Annotated in this window: 14 protein-coding genes and 1 pseudogene; 7 read left to right on the plus strand and 8 right to left on the minus strand. The window is 69.9% G+C overall.

Annotated elements, in window-relative coordinates; translation table 11 throughout:
• Positions 1-386: 386 nt before the first annotated feature.
• From OHA99_RS23435 to OHA99_RS23445, 3 genes are all read right to left on the minus strand, one after another.
• A complete protein-coding gene (locus tag OHA99_RS23435) occupies positions 387-3,212 on the minus strand; it encodes a hypothetical protein (protein ID WP_405697639.1) in 2,826 nt (941 codons plus the stop codon).
• Positions 3,213-3,626: 414 nt separating this feature from the next.
• A complete protein-coding gene (locus tag OHA99_RS23440; protein ID WP_405697640.1) occupies positions 3,627-4,199 on the minus strand; it encodes a GNAT family N-acetyltransferase in 573 nt (190 codons plus the stop codon).
• 182 nt (positions 4,200-4,381) lie between these two features.
• On the minus strand, positions 4,382-5,041 hold the full coding sequence (locus OHA99_RS23445) for a TetR/AcrR family transcriptional regulator (RefSeq protein WP_405697642.1): 660 nt from the start codon (positions 5,039-5,041) through the stop codon (positions 4,382-4,384).
• A 119-nt stretch (positions 5,042-5,160) separates the two neighbouring features.
• Between OHA99_RS23445 and OHA99_RS23450 the strand changes: the two genes are divergently transcribed.
• Positions 5,161-6,186 (plus strand): hypothetical protein, encoded by a 1,026-nt coding sequence (locus tag OHA99_RS23450; RefSeq protein ID WP_405697644.1) that lies wholly within the window; start codon positions 5,161-5,163, stop codon positions 6,184-6,186.
• Between the two features lie 148 nt (positions 6,187-6,334).
• Positions 6,335-7,150 (plus strand): alpha/beta fold hydrolase, encoded by an 816-nt coding sequence (locus tag OHA99_RS23455; RefSeq protein ID WP_381502551.1) that lies wholly within the window; start codon positions 6,335-6,337, stop codon positions 7,148-7,150.
• Positions 7,151-7,257: 107 nt separating this feature from the next.
• On the opposite strand, the gene OHA99_RS23460 is transcribed toward OHA99_RS23455, so the two are convergent.
• A complete protein-coding gene (locus OHA99_RS23460; RefSeq protein ID WP_366472980.1) occupies positions 7,258-8,106 on the minus strand; it encodes a DUF899 family protein in 849 nt (282 codons plus the stop codon).
• Positions 8,107-8,442: 336 nt separating this feature from the next.
• On the opposite strand from OHA99_RS23460, the pseudogene OHA99_RS23465 reads away from it, so the two are divergent.
• Positions 8,443-8,703 (plus strand): annotated as a pseudogene (locus tag OHA99_RS23465) (Scr1 family TA system antitoxin-like transcriptional regulator); the annotation flags it as partial.
• Positions 8,704-9,015: 312 nt separating this feature from the next.
• Here the strand turns inward: OHA99_RS23465 and OHA99_RS23470 are convergent.
• Together OHA99_RS23470 and OHA99_RS23475 are read right to left on the minus strand one after the other, a co-directional pair.
• Positions 9,016-9,222 (minus strand): DUF397 domain-containing protein, encoded by a 207-nt coding sequence (locus OHA99_RS23470; RefSeq protein WP_322746724.1) that lies wholly within the window; start codon positions 9,220-9,222, stop codon positions 9,016-9,018.
• Positions 9,223-9,225: 3 nt separating this feature from the next.
• Positions 9,226-10,068: a helix-turn-helix transcriptional regulator gene (locus tag OHA99_RS23475; protein ID WP_153179674.1), complete on the minus strand. Its 843-nt coding sequence runs from the start codon at positions 10,066-10,068 to the stop codon at positions 9,226-9,228.
• A 200-nt stretch (positions 10,069-10,268) separates the two neighbouring features.
• Here OHA99_RS23475 and OHA99_RS23480 point away from each other — a divergent pair, with 200 nt between their 5' ends.
• Complete coding sequence (locus OHA99_RS23480) at positions 10,269-10,931, plus strand: ATP-binding protein (protein ID WP_153179675.1); 663 nt, start codon at positions 10,269-10,271, stop codon at positions 10,929-10,931.
• Positions 10,932-10,961: 30 nt separating this feature from the next.
• On the opposite strand, the gene OHA99_RS23485 is transcribed toward OHA99_RS23480, so the two are convergent.
• Entirely contained in the window at positions 10,962-14,111 is a 3,150-nt protein-coding gene (locus OHA99_RS23485) for a DUF3427 domain-containing protein (protein WP_405698993.1), read from the minus strand.
• A 443-nt stretch (positions 14,112-14,554) separates the two neighbouring features.
• Here OHA99_RS23485 and OHA99_RS23490 point away from each other — a divergent pair, with 443 nt between their 5' ends.
• From OHA99_RS23490 to OHA99_RS23500, 3 genes are all read left to right on the plus strand, one after another.
• The gene (locus tag OHA99_RS23490) at positions 14,555-15,082 is read left to right on the plus strand and encodes a DUF1062 domain-containing protein (RefSeq protein WP_405697648.1); all 528 of its coding nucleotides are present in this window, start codon (positions 14,555-14,557) and stop codon (positions 15,080-15,082) included.
• A 102-nt stretch (positions 15,083-15,184) separates the two neighbouring features.
• A complete protein-coding gene (gene arr, locus OHA99_RS23495) occupies positions 15,185-15,595 on the plus strand; it encodes an NAD(+)--rifampin ADP-ribosyltransferase (protein ID WP_405697650.1) in 411 nt (136 codons plus the stop codon).
• A 160-nt stretch (positions 15,596-15,755) separates the two neighbouring features.
• A complete protein-coding gene (locus OHA99_RS23500; protein WP_381502539.1) occupies positions 15,756-17,288 on the plus strand; it encodes a serine/threonine-protein kinase in 1,533 nt (510 codons plus the stop codon).
• Between the two features lie 109 nt (positions 17,289-17,397).
• Here the strand turns inward: OHA99_RS23500 and OHA99_RS23505 are convergent, their stop codons facing one another.
• A complete protein-coding gene (locus tag OHA99_RS23505; protein ID WP_153179679.1) occupies positions 17,398-18,438 on the minus strand; it encodes an SEC-C domain-containing protein in 1,041 nt (346 codons plus the stop codon).
• Positions 18,439-18,505 lie beyond the last annotated feature (67 nt).

The raw sequence follows: 18,505 nt of genomic DNA on the forward strand, positions 1-18,505 counted from the left end.
AACTCCCAGGAACACGCGAGGACCGGTACGAGCAGGGGGCGCCGACGACGCGGACTCGAAGCGGGACGGGAACGCGCACCCCCGGCCACCACCTCGAACTCCCGTATCCGCGACCGGCGTTCGACGTACAGGAGGGGACACTACCGCTTGTGCTCACGCCTCGTGGCAGTCTCGTGACCGCGAACCGGAACGGTCGGCGGTTTGACGCGAAAAATACTCCGATGGCTGCCGAACCCCTTTGGCCGAAAAGGACGTTGGCCGCCTCGGCAGGCTCCTGCTAGAGGAACCCGAGTACCCCGTCGCCGTCGGTCGCCCCGTCGGTCGCACTGCCTGTGGCAGCGCCGGGCCGGGCGCCGGCCGGGATGCGGCCGGCGCCCCGCGCTCCGTCACGATCCCGAACTGAGCTGGTCCGTGATCTCCTTGATCCAGTCGGCCTTGCCGGCCGGGTCCATGAGGCTCGCCTCCCACGTCGCCCGATCCACCCCGTGGTCGTCGGGCCCGGCCTTGAGCACCACCAGCAGGTCCATCGCGGAACGGCGCAGTTCGGGCTCGGTGTCGGGGCTCGAGAGCATGGCGTAGAGCTTGTGCGCCGCCAGCTGGCGCTTGTACTTCGACACCTTCTTCCAGACCTTCATGGCGTGCTTCAGCGATTCCCAGGTGGGCTGCGCCTCCGGTACGGGCTCGCCGTGCGGCGTGTAGCGCTCGGGGTGGTGGGCCTCTTGGAAACGCCCGTAGCCCGACCGGGCTCCCTTGTAGCCGGCGGTGAGGACGACGAGGCCCGCCCCGACCGCGGCGACGATCCAACCGGCCGGGTTGGACGCGAGGGCTCCCGTGGCGACGATGGCCACGGTCGCGATGCCGCCCGCGCCCTTCAGCCCCTCGCCCAGCCCGCCGCCCATGCCTTCCTTGACGGCCTTGGAGGCCTGCTTCTTCCTCGCGAACTTCTTGGTCCCGTCCACGGTCCTCGCGTCGCCCAGGGCCCGGAGGTAGGTGAGTTTGACGTCGGCCTCGTGCCGCGCCGCGTCCTCGTAGGTCCGTGCGGCGGCGTCGAACTCCTCCCGCAGCCCCTCCCGGGCGGGCCCTTGTCCGAGCTCCTGCTGAAGCCTCGAGACCTGGTCGTACGCGGCTTTGGCGCGTTGCTCCGCCGCGTCCACCGGAGCCTTCAGGCGGGCCAGCAGTCCGGCGTGGGCGGTTTCGGCGTCCGGGAGCTTCCCCAGGGCCCGGTGCTTGCGGACCGCGCCCCCGACCTTGCCGAGGGCACGGATGCTCTTCGCCACACCGGCGACGCCGCTGAGCACACCGCTCGCCTCGGCGGAGGCCGCGGTGCTCGCCACGCCCTGCACCTTGATCGCCTCCTTGGCGATGGCTCCGGCGTTGGCGCCCGTACTGGCGAGGCTCATCCCCGCGTCGCCCGCCTTGACCTTGGCCTTCCTCCGCGCGTTGTGGTACCCGGCTCCGGTCTTCTTGCTCAGGGCCGTCTTCAGGTTCCTCAACGCGTCCGCGACGCCGGCCCCGAGTGCGAGGAGCTCCGCGCCGGCGCTCAGCGAGGCGCCGGAGAGTCCCGCGGCGGCCGCGTCGTGCTTCAGGACGGAGGCCGCCGACGCGCCGGCGGCCTCCGCCGCGGTGGCGTCCGGCTTCGCCGCGGCGGCCGCCTCTGCCGTGGCCTGCTGCCCGAGGCCCGCGGCGGTGGGCGCCTGGACACCCTTGCCCAGGGCGTCCGCGGGATCGAGGATCCGCTTTCCCTGGTCTGCGTTCTCGGCGATCTCCTTCAGGCGATCGCTCTTCTTCCCCGAGCCGGCCCCCGCCGCGCGGCGGGCCTCTTCTTCGCCGGTGCCTTCGGTCGCGGTGACGCGCGCCGCGTCCCGGGCGGTGTCGAGCTCCGTCTGGAAGAGGGGGGTGATCCCCAAGCCCTGGGTGCCGGACTCCGATCCGCGTCGGGTGAGGGCGGTGGGGTCGGGTCGGGTGTCGGTGTCGGAGCCGCGCCGGGTGCGACCCGACGCGGTGAAGCGGGCCGCGAGGGCGGCGCGGCGTTCCGCTTCCTCGGCGGCGGCACGTTCCGCGGCGGCGCGTTCGGCCGCGAGGCGTGCCTGCTCTCGGGCGGCGTCGAGCTCCGCCTGGAGACGGGGGTCGATCCCCGTGCCGTGGGTGCCGGACTCCGATCCGCGTCGGGTGAGGGCGGTGGGGTCGGGTCGGGTGTCGGTGTCGGAGCCGCGTCGAGTACGGCCCGAGGGGGTGAAGCGGGCCGCGAGGGCGGCGCGGCGTTCCGCTTCCTCGGCGGCGGCACGTTCCTGGGCGGCGCGTTCGGCGGCGAGGCGCGCTTCTTCGGCGGCGCGTTCAGAAGCGATGCGTGCTTCTTCTCTGGCGGTGTCGACGTGTTCCTCGAAACCGGGGTCGACCTCCATACCGTGGGTGCCGGACTCCGATCCGCGTCGGGTGAGGGCGGTCGGGTCGGGTCGGGTGTCGGTGTCCGATCCGCGCCGGGTGCGGCCCGAGGGGGTGAAGCGGGCCGCGAGGGCGGCGCGGCGTTCCGCTTCCTCGGCGGCGGCACGTTCCTGGGCGGCGCGTTCGGCGGCGAGGCGCGCTTCTTCGGCGGCGGTGCGTGCTTCGTCCCGGGCGGTGCCGACCTGTTCCTGGAAGACCGGGTCGACCTCCATGCCGTGGGCGCCGGACTCCGAACCGCGTCGGGTGAGCGGGGTGGCGTCCGGCCGGGCGACGGGGTCCGATCCGCTCCGGGCACGGCCCGGAGGGTCGGAGCGGGTGGCGGTGGTCGCCTCGAGTGCGGCGACGGGTGTCGAGGTGCTGGTGCTGGCGCTGGTGACGACAGCGGTGCCGGTGTCGGTGTCGGCCCGGACTTCGGCGACCGATGCGGGGCGGGTGCCGGACCCCGTACCGAGTGGGGCGCGGTCGGTCAGGACACCGGGGGCCGACCCGCGTCGCGCGAGGCCGGCCGGGGCGCGCCGGGCGCCGGGGTCCGAGCCGGGCCGGGTGGTGTCGGTTCCCGGGGTCCGCTCCAGCGTCCTGCCCCTGGCGCGCTGCACCGTGGCGGTCGCCGCCCGGTTGCCGACGCTGGACTGGAGTCCGAGGAGGGCCTGCTCCGCCGAGGTCCCGGCCCCGGACGAACCCCCGGTCCGTCCCTCCTCGTGACGCTGCCGGGCCGCTGCCAGGGTGGCTGCGGAAGGCCGTTCGGAGGAGCGGTGGACAGGGGCGCTCATGGACATACCTCTCCTGCTGCCGGACCGGGCGAGGCGAAGGTAGCCAGGCACGGCGAACAGGAGGGGTGCGGCGGGGAAACACTTCACGCACGCGCGCGGAACGGGCCAGGATCACGCAGACGCCACTCACGCCGACCCGCCCGGGCACCGTGCCCAACGGCACCGCTGGGCCGCCCGGGGACGGGCGGACGGTTCTTTCGTCCCCGCGCGTCACGCCGTCCCCCGAGGACGGGACGGGGACGGGGACGGGGACACGGACGTACGCCAGGCGGGCGAGGCTCCCGCCGCCCTGCCCGCGCCACTCACGGTCGTAGCAGCGCGCCTGCCGACCCTTCCGAAGGCGGGGGCGGACCCGAGAGACATCCGAGGGTATGCCGGCCTGACGCCGCTGCCTGCAACACAGTTGACGCCCTCTCAGCCAAGGGACGCCGGAGCGGCGGACGGCTGCCACTCCCGCCTGAGCAGCCCGTACACCCACGAGTCGGACACCTCGCCGTCCACGACGCAGTCCTCCCGCAGCGTCCCTTCGCGCACGAACCCGGCCTTCTCCAGGACCCGGGCGGACGCCGGATTGCGCGTGTCGACCTCCGCCTGGACCCGGTTCAGGTCCAGCGTGTCGAACGCCCACCCCAGCAGCGCTTGCGCGGCCTCCGTCGCGTAGCCGTGCCCCCACATCGCCTCGCCGAGGCAGTACCCGAACGACGCGCTGCGGTGGACCGGGTTCCACTCGGACAGGCCGCACCAGCCGACGAAGGCCCCGTCGGACGCGCGGTCGATCGCGGTCCGCGCTCCCGTGCCTTCGTGCTCCAACTTCCGGCAGTTCGCGAGGAACCGCTCGGCGCGGGCCCGGTCCGTCCACGACGGGGAGTCCCAGTAGCGCATCACGCGGGTGTTGCCGTGCAGCGCGAAGAGACGGTCCCCGTCGGCGTCGGTGAAGGGACGCAGGCGCAGGCGATCGGTCCGCAGCTCGGGAGTCACCAAAGTCATGGGCGTCATCCTGCGCCCTCCCGGGGCGGGCGGAACATCGAATATCCTCACGGTGGTGCGACGGCTTCCGGTTCGTGGCGGGCCCCCCGCCGCACAGGACCGCGGGGCCCCTGATCACCGGTGCTGTGACGGGCTGAGGGCCACCAGGGGGCTCCGGAAGGCTGAGGGAAAGCCCCTCGACGTCACGGCTGGACGCGTCGCTCGGCGGCGTCGAACGAGGGCGCGAGCGGGGCCAGTGCCGCGCGGAGCCGGTCGGACAGTGAGCCGACGGGCACGATCAGCCCCCCGGCGTCGAGCCCCCCGACGGCCCCCGCGTCCTCCCCCGCCGGCCGGAGCCAGCCCTCCAGGGCGATGCGCACCGCCGCCGCCACGCTCGCCGCGAGCACGCGGGCGGTGGGCGCTCCGGTGCCGGTCAGGCGTTCGGCGATCACCGCGGTGAGCGGTGGCTCGATGCCGGCGGTGGAGTCGAGGAACGCGTGGCGCAGCGCGGGCCGCGTGGTGATGAACAGCAGCGCCTCGTGCCCGCCTTCCCCGGCGTCGGTGTACTGCTCGACCACCGCCTCGGTGACGGCCTCGGCCAGACGCACCTCCTCGGGCCGGGCCGCGACCGCCGCCGCGATCCGCGCCTCCCGGTCCGCGGTGACGGCGGAGACGATCGCCTGCTCGCGGCTGGCGAAGTAGTTGTTGTAGGTGCGCGGCGAGACCCCGGCCGCCTCGGCGATGTCCTCGACCCGCACCCCGTCGGGGCCGTGCTCCATGGCCAGACGCAGGGCCGCGGCGCGCAGCGCCTCGCGCGTGGCCTGCTTCTTCCGCTCCCGCAGCCCCGGTGGTGGTGTCGTCACGGTGCCACCGTCCCACACAAGACTGCGCGCCCGCAAACTTGCGTGCACGCAAATTTCCTGTCAGCCTCACCCCACCCGAACCGACCGGGACAGACGAAACAGACGGAGAGGACGTCACCATGCGGGCCAGAGGAATGACCTACGACACCGGATTCGTCCTGCACGGCCGGACGGCCCGCGAGCACTTCGACCCCGCGGTCGTCCGGCGCGAACTCGCCGTCATCCGCGACGACCTGCACTGCAACGCCGTCCAGATCACCGGCGGCGACCCGGCCCGCCTCGAGCTGGCCGCGGAAGCCGCCGCCGACCTCGGCCTGGAGGTCTGGTTCTCGCCCTACCCCCTGGAACTGGACCCCGAGCAGATCCTCACCCTCTTCCGCGACTGCGCCGAGCGCGCCGAACGGCTCCGGCAGCGCGGAGCCGAGGTCGTGTTCGTCGCCGGGGTCGAGCTGAGCGTGATGAACCGGGGCTTCCTGCCCGGACAGACCCCCGAGGAGCGCGTCGCGCGGCTGATGAGCCCACCCGAGCGGCGGGCCGACACGATCCGCGAACTCGGCGTACGCGTCAACGAGTTCCTCCGCGACGCCGTGGCCGCCGTCCGCGAGCGCTTCCAGGGCAGGCTCACCTACGCGGCCATCCAGTTCGAGCAGGTCGACTGGACCCCCTTCGACATCGTGACGTACGAACTGCTCCGCTCCGCCGAGGTCGCCGACCGGTTCCGGGACGCGGTGCGCACCCTGGCCCGGGGCCCGAAGCCGCTCGCCGTCACCGGGTTCGGCACCGCCGCCTACGCCGGCGCGGGAGACCGCGGCGGGCGCGTACTGGAAGTGGTCGAGTACGACCCGCAGACCAAGGACCCCGTACGCCTGGACGGCGTCTACGAGCGTGACGAGCCCGGCCAGGCCGCCTACCTCAGCGAACTGCTGGAGATCTTCGAGACCGAGGGCGTGGACAGCGCGTTCGTGTTCCTGTTCGCCCTGGCCGGCTACCCGCACCGCCCGGACGGCGATCCCAGGGACGACCTGGACCGGGCCGGCCTGGGCATCGTCAAACTCCTCGAAGGACGCCAGGGCCGGACCTACCCCGACATGGCATGGGAACCCAAGGCCGCCTTCGCGGCGGTGGCGGAGCGGTACGGGAGGTGACAGGCCCCGCGGCCCTCACCGGCGTTGCCGTCGGCGTCGGCGTCGGCGTCGGCGTTGGCGTCGTCCAGTACTTCTGAGGTAATCGACCGTCCCTCCCGCGTCGGGCAGGATCCCGGATCACGCAGACCCCAACGGGAGGGAGTGTCCGATGTACTTCGACAGCCACGACGGCACCCGCATCGCCTACGAGGACTACGGCCGGGGCACGCCGATCGTCTTCGTCGCGGGCGCCATGCTCCCCGCCGACATGTGGGAGTACCAGATCCCCTACTTCACCGACCGCGGCCACCGCTGCATCGCCATCGACCGCCGTGGCCACGGACGCTCCGACCGCCCGGCCGACGGCTACGACATCGACAGCACCGCCGACGACCTGGCCGCGCTCCTCGACCACCTGGACCTGACCGGCGTCACGCTCGTCGGCCACTCGATGGGCGGCGCGGAGACGGCCCGCTACCTCGCCCGGCACGGTGAACACCGGGTCGCACGGGCCGTGTTCCTCTCCGCGACCCTGCCGCTCCTGAAGCAGACCGACGACAACCCGCAGGGCATGCCCCAGGCGGCCTTCGACGCCCTGAGCACGGCCGTCCGCACGGACCGCGCGAAGTGGCTGGCCCGCCAGACCCAGCCCTACTTCGCCACCCACCTGGGCAACGACGTCTCACCCGAGCAGATGGACGTCACCTACCGCCAGTGCCTGTCGACCGCGCCGTGGGCGATGCTGAAGACGCAGGAGGCCTGCTTCCACGCCGACAACCGCGCGGCACTGCGGGGCATCGGCGTGCCGACCCTGGCCGTCCACGGCGACGCGGACTTCTCGGCCCCCGTCGACCTCACCGGCCGACGCACCGCCGAGCTGCTGCCCGAGTGCACGTACCTCGAATACCCGGGCGCCGGACACGGGCTCTACGTCAGCCACGCGGAGCGGTTCAACGCGGACCTGCTGAAGTTCTTGGCGGGCTGAGGGCGCGGTCAGTTCCGAGGCGCGGAAGGGAAGCCCTGCGGATCACCGACGGCGTGTACACCGACTGGGCGTGGCCCGTCTCGGCGGGTGCGAGCCCGCGGACGCGATCAGTGGCAGTGACCGGGCCCGGTCGCCGGATCGACACCCGTGCTGCCGGTGGCGCCCAGGTCGTCGGAGCGTCCGGCGTCGAGGCGCGGCCACTGCGCTGTGGGCCGTCCACCCGGCCACTCCCGCAGCGGGGGCCAGTCGGGAGCCCCGCCCAGGGTCCGCGTGGCGTGCCCGAGGCGCGGCCAGCCCACCGGTGAGTCCTCCCAGCCCTCCTGACGCCCGAAGGCCGTGAGATCCATGAGCGCGTAGCTGTAGTCCACGGCCTCGGCCCCACGCCGCTTGGTCCAGTACGTCTCGAAGACACGGTCGCCGTCGCGCAGGTAGCACACCAGGTGGAACAGGCCGAGCTCCCGGCCGACAAGAAGCGACTCGAGCGAGGGCTGGGCGGAGTACCAGGGCATCGTCCAGCCCATGAAGGCGCGGTAGCGCAGGCTCTCCTCGTACGACGTCCGCGCATCCCCGAAGCCGTAGGCCGTGTTCCGCCCCTGGCAGAACACGGCGAAGGTGATGTCGCGGGAGTGCAGATAGGCCAGCTCGCCCACGTGACTCATCACCCACGTACAGCCTTCGCACTGCTCGGCGGCCGGCCTGCCGGGCCACCACATGAAGTAGTAGGCGATCATCTGACGTCGCCCTTCGAACGCGTCCAGGAGCGTCACGGGGCCGTCCGGCCCCAGCAACGGGCTGTCCGCGGCCACCTCGACCATCGGGAGCCTGCGGCGCGCCGCGGCGATCGCGTCGCCTTCCCTGGTGTGGGCCTTCTCCCTGGCCCGCAGCGCTTCCAACTGCTGCTCGAACGTCCCGCGGTCGACGACCGACGGTTGCGCCTCGCTCGGCTTCCCGGACATCAGCGACTCCTGGGCTCGCATCGTCGCGACTACGGGCACTCCTCGGCAACGTAGCCGCCGGTCGGGACATCCGCCATGCGCCATCCGACCTGCCTCCATCGTCTCCGAACATGCCGCCACCCGCCGGGTGGGCCGGCGTACCGACCCCGGATCCGCCCCCGCGTGCTTCCGTGAGGGCGCCCTTCCCCCTTCATCGGCTCCCCGGGGGAAGCCGCAGTTGCGGCACCTGCGCATGCAGCAGCCTCTGACCGTCACCGTCCACCCGCAGGATGTACGTCTCGGGCCCCGGCCGTCCCGGCGCGTCCGCAGCGGCCTGAAGGGGTCGTCCATGAGTAAGGGCATCGGTTCGTGCTCGGGGTCGAGGAGTCCGCCCTGTACTACCGCGTCGCGGACGAGGACTCCATGTCAGCCCAACTCGGCTACCTCCTCGCCGCTGGGGCGCTGCCCCAGGTCTCCCTCGGTGTCATGCCGTCGGCTGTTCGAGTCCGAACGCAGTGGCCTCGGGAGACGTTCCACGTCTACGAGCTGAGGGGCATGGCCGTCTACGGGGCGGAGGCACGAGGGCTGATCCTCAGAGCCATCGAGGCGTTGCGGTAGACGCACGTCCGCGTCGTCGTTCCACGTGCTTCTTCTGCATCTGGACGAGGCGAAAGCCGCCGCCCTGGCGATGGTGGTCACGCTCGTCGACTGCGCCCGGGCTCGATGGAGAGCCCTGAACGCACGCACCGCGTCGCCCTCGGTCGCGACGGCGATGGCGTCGCCCACTCGCCTCGAGCTTCCCGCTTCAGTCGCATCGTGAGGTCGATGCCCTCCTGGACGGCAGCGTCGAAGTCGGGGTCCTGGTACAGGCGGACGCGACCCCGATAGTCCACTGTGTGCGTCGGAGGAGCCGATCCCTCCTCCCGTTGGTCAGGGGGACTCCTGCATGGGGCGGCCTACAGAGTCGATGAATCGGCGCCAGGCAGTCTGGGTCACGCCGAGTATGGGCCCGTCGATGCGCTTGGAGTCGCGTATCAATGCGCGGCGTGAGATGTACGCGCACTCCACGCATTCAGTGCCGCTGCCTCCGCTGTAAGAGGACTTGAACCAGCGGGGCTCCTGGTCGGCTGCGATCAAGACTCACTCCTTGCTGACCCGGTCGATGAGTTCGACCGAGGACTCGAGGTCGAGCGCCTGGGCGCTGAGGTAGTCGAAGGCCAACCTATATCGCTCCAGTTCCTCGGGCTTCTCCATGAACAAGCCACCACCGAGGAGATCCACATAGACGACGTCCAGCTCACGGGCTTGGCCGCGAAGTGTGACGAAGCTTCCGACTGCGGCGGCATGTGCTCCCAGGGAGAACGGAAGGACTTGGACGGTGATGTGCGGTCGCTCGGCGCAGGCCAACAGGTGGGCGAGTTGCTCTCGCATGACGTCGCGGCCTCCGACCTGACGGCGGATCGCGGCTTCGTCGATCACGCACCAGATGCGCGGGGGCTCTTCGCGCTCCAGCAGCTCCTGGCGTTTCATGCGGATGTCGACCATGTACTGGACTTCGCGTTCGCCGCATTGCACCTCTGAAGCGCGATGGACCGCCTCTGCGTAGGCGCGCGTCTGGAGAAGACCCGGAACGTACATGCACGCGTAGTGGTCCTCGCGTACGACCTCGTCTTCCAGGGTCAGCATCAGGTTCATGGAGTCGGGGATGGGGTCGGCGAGTGATCGCCACCATCCTTGGATCTTGGCGCCCTTCGCCAGTTCCACGAGGGCGAGGCGCTCTTCGTCCGTTGCAGAGTACTCACGGCACAGGGCGTCCACGGCCGGCCACTTGACCGTGCCCTCCTTCGTCTCGTAGCGGCTCAACGTCGCCTTCGAGATGCCGACGCGGGATCCTGCCTCTTCGAGCGTCAGCCCCTTGCGTTCCCGGAGTCGTCGCAGATCAGCACCGAGTTGGCGCCTACGAGTAGTGGGTCCGACGGCCATGTCCTCAGTCCTTCGCGTTGGTCCAGGTAGATCGTGGTGCTCCGCTGGTGGCGGCGGCAAGACGGTGTGCGCCGGGGGCGCGTGACGAAGCTGTGTGCCCCCGCCCATCTCAAGTGAGAGTTCCATTTCGAGAGTTTCAATGCAACTCTGAGTCGCGAAAGCATCACAGTCAGGCATCAGAGGTGGGGAGTGGGTAGGACATGGACGACGCCCTTTGGCGGCCGACGCAGCCGTGGAGGCTGCCGTTTCTGGCGGAGGCCGATCAGGTGTGGGCTCTTCGACGCGCTCTGCGGATCCACCTGGAGTATTGGGGGCTGCATGAGCTGACGGATGCCGCCGAGCTCTGCGTAGGCGAACTCGTCGCCAATGTGATCAAGCACGTCGGACCGGAGACGCCGACCACGCTGGTCGCTTCACTCGGGGGCTCCCACCTGCGCATCGAGGTACACGACCCCGATGCTCGCGCCCTTCCGACGCTCACGTGCGCGACTCTCGACGCTGAGGCGGGCCGGGGGATGACGCTGATCGACGCTGTGAGTGATCGCTGGGGCGTGGAGCTTACCGGTGATCGCAAGATCACCTGGTGCGAGTTCCGCATGGATGCGACCCGGGCCGAACGGCAGCACATGCCGATGCCGCGACTGGCGCGAGTCGCGGACGTGCTGAGCCTTTACAGCGGTTCGGGGCGGACGCAGGAGCCGGTCGTTGCAGGTCGGTTGGCGACGGCTACGGCGGAGGATGCCGCTATCAGCGCCATTACGGACTTGCTCTACTGGTTCCGCGCCCAAGGGTGGGACGTAGACGACGCGCTCGACCGGGCGCAGTCGCACTTCGAGGCGGAGTGCGAAGTGCGACTGTCCTGAGTCGTTCCGGTCACGGCCGACGTACGTGGGTCAACTCGCCTGAATTGCCGCCGAGTAGGACCACACGTCGGCCGGGAGCGGATGATCGAGGTGCCAGGTGATCGCCATCGGCTTGCTGCCGGTGTGCTTCACGTAGGTCGCCGGGCCCAGGAGCATCCACGGCTGTGACTTGCCCGTGTCCGTGTTCGCGTAGCGGCGCATGAACAGCAGTACGTGGGTGCCGCGACCGGCGTGCTGCTGGTAGCGCTTGCCGGTGGTGGAGACGGGGGAGGTCGCGTTCTGGGACTCCCAGTGGAAGAGGTGCGGGCTGATCGCGTAGTCCTTGTACCGGACGGTGGGTGAGAAGTCCTTCTCGTCCTTCTCGAGCGTGATGAGTAGCGCGTCGGTCTGAAACTCCTCCGCCCACTGCACACCCTGGGCGAAGGATCGCGGCATCTGTCCACCGAACCGGGCGATGCCGAGGGCGGCAAGGATCTCCGACCGGTTGTACGAGCTGTGGACCTTCAACGGCACGTTGCCGAGGCCATCGGACAGAGGGATCGGCACATGGTCGGCTCGGTCGATGACGTACGACAGCACCTGCCGGAGTTCATCTCTCAGAGCTCGCTGCGAACGTAGCGCCGCGATGCCCTCCGTATAGCTGGTGAAGCCTCCCGCGTTGTCCCACAGGTTGAAGAACAGCATGCGGGCGTAGGTCTGGCGGGTCAGGTCGAGTTCCTCGTACGGCGGGGTGTCGTCCGCCAGAAGGCTCAGATATGCCTGCGCACGCTCGGGGTCGTCCACGTGAAGGAAGGCGTGTACGCGCTTGAGTAGCGGCTCCTCGCCCGGGGGAGCCGGTTCGGCGACCAGGCCGGCACGACGCAGCACGAGGGTCCAGGAGTTGCCGTTCTTGTACAGCTCCTTGATCTCTCGGCGGCTCTCCCGAAGGTAGTCGGCGAGGAGAGGAGTGCTGTACTCCTTGACCTCCTTCACCAATGTCTTCACCGTGGCGCCCAATTGCGTCCTGATGTTGTCGAGGACCAGGCTCTTGGCCTTGCCCTCCAGGATGATCTGGCAGCCGGACGGCAACTGCGGAAAGCCGCGCTCGATGTGCTCGACCAGCCGATTGCGCGACAGATTGGTCATAGCCCGGAACTGCTCCTCGAAGCGGAACTCCGCTCGGTGCTGTCCGATGAAGTCCAGCACCGTGAGTACCGGCTTCGTGTCGGTACGCCGTAGTCCCCGTCCCAACTGCTGGAGGAAGACGGTGGCGCTGTTGGTGGGTCGCAGCAGGAGCAACGTGTCCACGTCAGGGATGTCGAGCCCCTCGTTGAACAAGTCCACCGAGAAGATGACCTGGATCTTGCCGTCCTGGAGGTCACGTAGCGCTTGAGCGCGTACCTGGGGTGACGAGTCGCTGTCGAGGGCCGCAGCCTGGAAACCGGCCTTGCGGAAGTAGTCCGCCATGAAATGGGCGTGCGCTTTGGTGACGCAGAAGCCGAGAGCACGCATCGCGCCGGGGTCGGAAATCTTGTCCTGGACCTGCTTGACGATGATGTGCGCTCGCGCGTCGTTGCCCGTGAGGAGGTTGCCGAGCTCCTGATCGGCGTACGAGCCCTTCTGCCAGGTGAGGTTCGTGAGGTCGGTCCCGTCAGGGATCCCGAAGTAGTGGAACGGAGACAGCAGATCGTTCTCCAGGGCTTCCCAAAGCCTCATCTCGGCGGCGATACGGCCGTCGAAGAACTCGTCCTGGACGTTGAGCCCATCCATCCGCTCCGGGGTGGCGGTGAGCCCCAGCAACTCCTTCGGAGCGAAGTGTTCGATCACTCGGCGGTACGTACCGGCTGTGGCGTGGTGGAACTCGTCGATGACGATGACGTCGAAGTGGTCTGGCGCCAGCTGTTCCAGTCTCCGGACGTTGAGCGACTGGACGCTGGCGAAGACGTGGGTCCACTCCTGTGGATCGGCCCCGCCGTGCAGCAATTCGCCGAACGAGGCGTCGGCCAGCACTTCGCGATAGGTACGCAAGGACTGCTTGAGGATCTCCTTGCGATGCGCCACGAACAGCAGCCTTGGCCGACCGGAGGTCGCCTGCTTGCTCAGGGAGCGGTAGTCGATGGCGGCCATCACGGTCTTTCCGGTGCCGGTCGCCGCAACCAGTAGATTGCGGTGCCGTCCGCGGATCTGGCGCTCCGCGCTCAGTCGCTCCAGCATGTCCCGCTGGTGCGGGAAGGGATGCACCTGAAGGCGAGAGAGGTCGATCTTGAAGTCGGTGGCCGATGTCGTCCCACCCGCCTGGGCCAGCGCCGCGTCGAGGCGCTCGCCGTCGTCATCCGGGTCGTACGTCTCGAACGCCAGGTCGTTCCAGTACGCGTCGAAGGTGGCCTCGAACTTGTCCATCACCGCCGGTGTGGCCACCGAGGACAGACGCACGTTCCACTCCAGGCCGTCGAGCAGAGCCGCACGGGAGAGGTTCGAGCTGCCGACGTACGCCGTGTGGAATCCGGTCCCGCGCCGGAACAGCCACGCCTTGGCGTGCAGCCGGGTCGAGCGGGTCTCGTAGTTCACCTTCACCGTGGCGCCGAATTCGCGCACGAGCCGGTCGAGCGCACGCCGGTCCGTGGCGCCCATGTAGGTCGTGGTGATGATGCGGATCGGGACGCCCCGCTCCTTCGCCGCGAGGAGCGAGTCCTCCAGTACGCGGATGCCGTACCACTTGACGAAGGCGCACAGCAGGTCGATCCGATCCGCCGTGGCCAATTCGGCTCGCAACTCCGATCCCAAGTTGAGGTCCTCGGGGGAGTTGGTGAGAAGAGAGGTCTCGGAGAGGGGCGTGAGCGGACGGATTGCATAGGCACCCGGTGCCTCTTGCTCCGCCAGAGCCAGCAATTGGCGCGGTCCCTCGACGATGGAGCTGACGAACTCGGCGCCGCCTTGTTCACCGACCTCTGCCGCCAGGGACTCAAGGATTCGGTTGGCGAAGGGGACTCGGTGTTCGGGCCGGAGCTGTTTGAGGTGGCGAGCCACTATGTCACCGACGTGACGGGCCAGCACATGCGGTGACGATTCTGCACCGACTTCGGCGTCGATGGCCTTCCAACCGTCGGCCTCAAGACGCTCCAGTTCACCGCGCACGCGATCCGTGACCAGCTGCTCGTAGACCCCCGCGACCGGCTGCTCCGGACTTCCCGCCTGCTGCACCACGACCCCCTTCACCACCGTGTTGACCTGGAGGCAGTTGTAGCAGGAGTCACTGACACGAGGGTGGGCTGATCGACCGGAACCAGCCCCTTCAAGGCGTGCCCGGTGTGCATCTGAAGCGGGGAATGCGGCGCCAGCCAGGGTTCCCCTGCCCTCGAGCCCGCAGGCCGGACGCGGGGGCGTCGGTCCCGAACCCGTTCCGGGCCGTCGCGACGAGGTTCGACGACCGCGCGTGAGGCGCTCGAAAACCGTTGGAACGACGCCGCTGTGTGCCCCTACCGTGCTGCCGAACCAAGTCGCCCAGGCAAGGACGTCCCGTTGTACACCCTGTGAGACCCCCCGAGTGCTGATCTGTCGCGCGTCGCACATGTGAGACGCGCTCCTTTCTGCTGCGGTCTTCTCACTGAAACCGGTGTACTTCTGTGCTCGACACCTGGGTTGTCATGCCCACCTGCCTGCCTCTCGTCCTCCGCCCTTGCCGCACGTGCGCGTCCAGACGCTTCCGGGCAAGCGGCAAGTTCCGCGTCAACGCACACCACAAGCTCCTCGACGCCTGGCTCCTCGTGCTCTGCACCGGGTGTGGGGACACGGCGAAGCTCACGGTTCTGGAGCGGACGAACGTGCGTTCCGTACGGCCTGAGCTGCTGGACCGGCTGCATGCCAACGACCTCGGTCTGGCAGCCGAGTTGCTCCAGGACCTGGTCGTGCAGCGCCGTAATCGCGTCGTCCTCGACTGGGACGACGCCTGGCGCCTCGACACAGGCGGATCGGATCACCTGGACCGCGAGGTGATCGACGTATCGGTCCGCTTCGCGGCGCGGATCCCTGTCCGGCCGGTGCGGCTGATCGCTGAGGGGTGCGGTCTCTCGCGGGCCGAGACCGGGAGACTGATCGCGGAGGGCAGACTCGTTTCGGCGGCCCGGCTGAGCGGCAAGCTGTCCGGCGACTTCACCTTCACGCTCAAGCGCTGAGCCCTCCGTGGGACCGGGGTCTGTCCGGCAAGAGCCGCCGGACAGGCCCGGGAACCGTCGTGGGCGTCTCGCCCGGCGGCCCCCGGTTGCTACCCTGCCGCGATGGACGAGGTGTTGGACGAGGGACCGTTCTTCCACGGTACGAAGGCCGACCTGCGGATCGGGGATCACCTCACCGCCGGCTTCGCTTCGAACTACCGGCCCGAGATCGTGATGAACCACGTCTACTTCACCGCGCTGCGCGACGGCGCGGGGCTGGCCGCCGAGCTTGCCGCCGGGGACGGGGAACCGCGCGTGTACGCCGTCGAGCCGACCGGGGGGTTCGAGAACGACCCGAACGTCACCGACAAGAAGTTCCCCGGGAATCCCACCCGCTCCTACCGCAGCACGGAGCCGCTCCGGATCGTCGGTGAGGTCGCCGACTGGACGCGGCAGACCCCCGAGGCCCTCCGGATGTGGCGGGAGCGGCTGGCCGCGATGGTGACGGAGGACCGGGCGGAGATCATCAACTGACCGTCGACGGAAGCACCGTCAACTGGTCTGTCTGCCGGGGCGTGTTGCACGTACGGCGTCTACACGGGGGATCTTTCCGTGCAACGGCAACCGCACCCTCGCGCGATAACGTGAGGTCATTCTGGGGGCCGTCCTGGAGCACTGCTTGGGGGATCAGAGAATGCCGCTCAGCGCGGAGGACCCGGAGTCGGTCGGTGGCTACCGGTTGGAAGAGCGGCTTGGGTCAGGGGGTATGGGCGTCGTCTACCATGCCCGGTCGGGCTCGGGGCGCAGGGTCGCGGTGAAGGTCGTGTACCAGCAGTTCGCGGACGACACCGAGTTCCGTGCCAGGTTCCGCAGGGAGGTGACCGCGGCGCGCCGGGTGAGTGGCGCCTTCACGGCGGCGGTTGTCGACGCCGACCCGGACGCCGTACGTCCGTGGATGGCGACCTCGTACATTCCGGGGCCCACGCTCGCTCAACAGGTGGCCGAGAAAGGCCCGCTGGACAGTGTGGGGTTGCGAAAGCTGGCGGTCGGGTTGGCCGAAGCTCTGCGGGACATCCATCGCGTGGGGGTGGTGCATCGCGATCTGAAGCCGTCGAACGTCATCCTGTCCGAAGACGGCCCTCGCGTCATCGACTTCGGTATCTCCCGCGCGTCCGACCAGCAGCACCTGACCACGACGGGACGGGTCATGGGAACTCCGCCGTTCATGTCACCGGAGCAGTTCCGTGCGCCGAAGGACGTCGGGCCCGAAACGGACGTCTTCTCCTTGGCCTCGGTCCTGGTCCATGCGGCATCCGGGCACAGCCCGTTCGAAGCCGAGAACGCCTACATGACGGCGTACCACGTGGTCCATGATCCACCCAGGCTGGACGGCCTGCCCGAGGTGCTGCGAGGCGTCGTCACGGACTGTCTGGACAAGGAGCCGTCGAAGCGGCCGTCCACGGACGAGCTGCTGGAACGGCTGCGGAAAGTCTCCGCGGACGGGCTCCCGCAGCCGAGGGTGGTGCCGGTCGTGGCCGATCCCGTTCCCCGTCGGGCGCGTCGACGGCGACGTGTCGTCGTGGGCGCACTCGCGGCAGTGGTGGGCACGTGCGCCGCGGTGGTCCTGGCCGTGGGGTTGCCGGACGGAGCGCCCAGAAGTCCGGAAGGGAAGTCGTCACAGAGTCCGTCGGTGCAGCAGTTGTCGCCGACGGACGACTCGTACAGGTGGCGGGACGCTGTTCACACGGTCCTCCCGGATGAAGTGAAGGCGTCCCGTTCATACCGGGGTCATGGGCCGGAGCTCGCTTTCGACAGGGAGGACGCGACCTGGTGGGGGCCCGGTGTGACCGGTTCCGGCGCTGGTGAGTGGATCGAGGGCCGCTTCGACGCGCCGACTCGGGTGTCCGAACTCGTCTTCACGTCCGGAATGAGTACTCAGCTCGACGCCTTTGGGGTGTCGGCCATGCCGAAGCGGGTGACCGTCACCTTCACCACGGATGCGGGCAAGGCTGTCGAGCGGGACCTCATGCTCAACTGGGTGGTGGGCGGTCAGCACTTCGTATTCGACGTGGGCAAGGTGTTGGCGGTGCGTTTCACCGTCAAGTCGTCCTACCAGGCTGACGAGAAGGCGCAGGAGAACGCGCAGGTAGCCATCAGCGGTGTCGAGCTTCTCAGCAGCAACGAGGCCAGAGCGGCCCCAGAGGCCTCGGTGGAGGCGGCATCCTGATCCTCCCCACCCTTCTCCTCGGGTGGCGGCGCCTCGCCCGCTGCCGGCGAGGCTCACGCACCCGTGGACGACCGGCGGCACCGAATCTCATCGGCGGCTCATCGGCCTCTCACCGGTTCCCGGCGACATCCTCCCCGTGGCAGTCGCCGTACGTCCGCCCAGACCCGCACCAGCATGCCGCCCCACGCTGCGGGGGCCACGCCACCGCGAGTCCCCGGGCCGCCAGTGTCGTCGCGTACTGGGGGAGCAGCGTCGGGTCGGCCGGGGACGCGCCCTCCGAGGCCGCGAAGGCCTCGTAGGACGGGACCGTGCCGGGGACGACGCCCAGGTTCGGGGTGCCCGACGAGGCCAGTTCGCGCAGGGCCGCCTCTATCGACGCCAGGTGGGCGTCGTAGGAGGGGTACTCGGCGGAGAGGGACGGGTACGCCTCGAGCAGCTCCGCCAGTTCGGCGGCCGGCCAGTGGAGCATGGCGACCGGGAAGGGGCGGGACAGGGCCTCGCGGTAGGCGCCCAACTCGGCGCGGAGGCGGGAGATCTCCGCCTCCAGGTCCGCGGGGTTGTCCGAGCCCAGCGACCAGACGCGTTTCGGGTCGTGCAGCTCGTCCAGGGAGACCGGCATCGAGTGCAGGGTGTCGGCCAGGGTGTCCCACGCGTCGTGGTCCAGGCCCAGCATGCGGCGGACGCGGTGGCGGCCGTAGAGGAGGGGGTGGGTGGCGTACGGGGGTTCCGGTACGTCGGTGAGGAGCAGGCGGGCGCCCTCCGTGAACGTCTCGTGGGCCGCCTCCAGCTCGTCGTGGGACTCCAGGGCCTCCGCCACGATCACCCAGGGGGCCGGGTCGCGCGGCCCCGCCGCACGTACGCCGTCGATGATCGCCCTGGCCTCCGCCTCGTGGTCGTACTCCCAGAGGTTGGACGCCTTCAGGGCGCGGACCAGGGACGGGTTCTCCAGGGGCGCGGGGGCCGGTTCGGAGGGCGACAGCAGGCGGTCGTAGAGCTTGGTCGCCGCCGGGCGGTCGCCCGACAGTTCCAGGTGGGCCGCCGCGCGCAGCAGCAGGGTCTCGGCGTCCTCGGGGTAGAGGCCGGCGGTCCGTTCCAGGCGGGCCGCCTCGGCGGCGTGGTCGACGTTTTCGGCGGGCGTGTCGGGGCGCATGGGGGACACCGTACTGCCGTGAGGTGACGAGGGTCAGCCACCCGGGGGCCACAGACCGGGAGCGGGG

Origin of the sequence: Streptomyces coelicoflavus, assembly GCF_045041415.1 — a bacterium.
GTDB classification, from domain to species: domain Bacteria; phylum Actinomycetota; class Actinomycetes; order Streptomycetales; family Streptomycetaceae; genus Streptomyces; species Streptomyces coelicoflavus.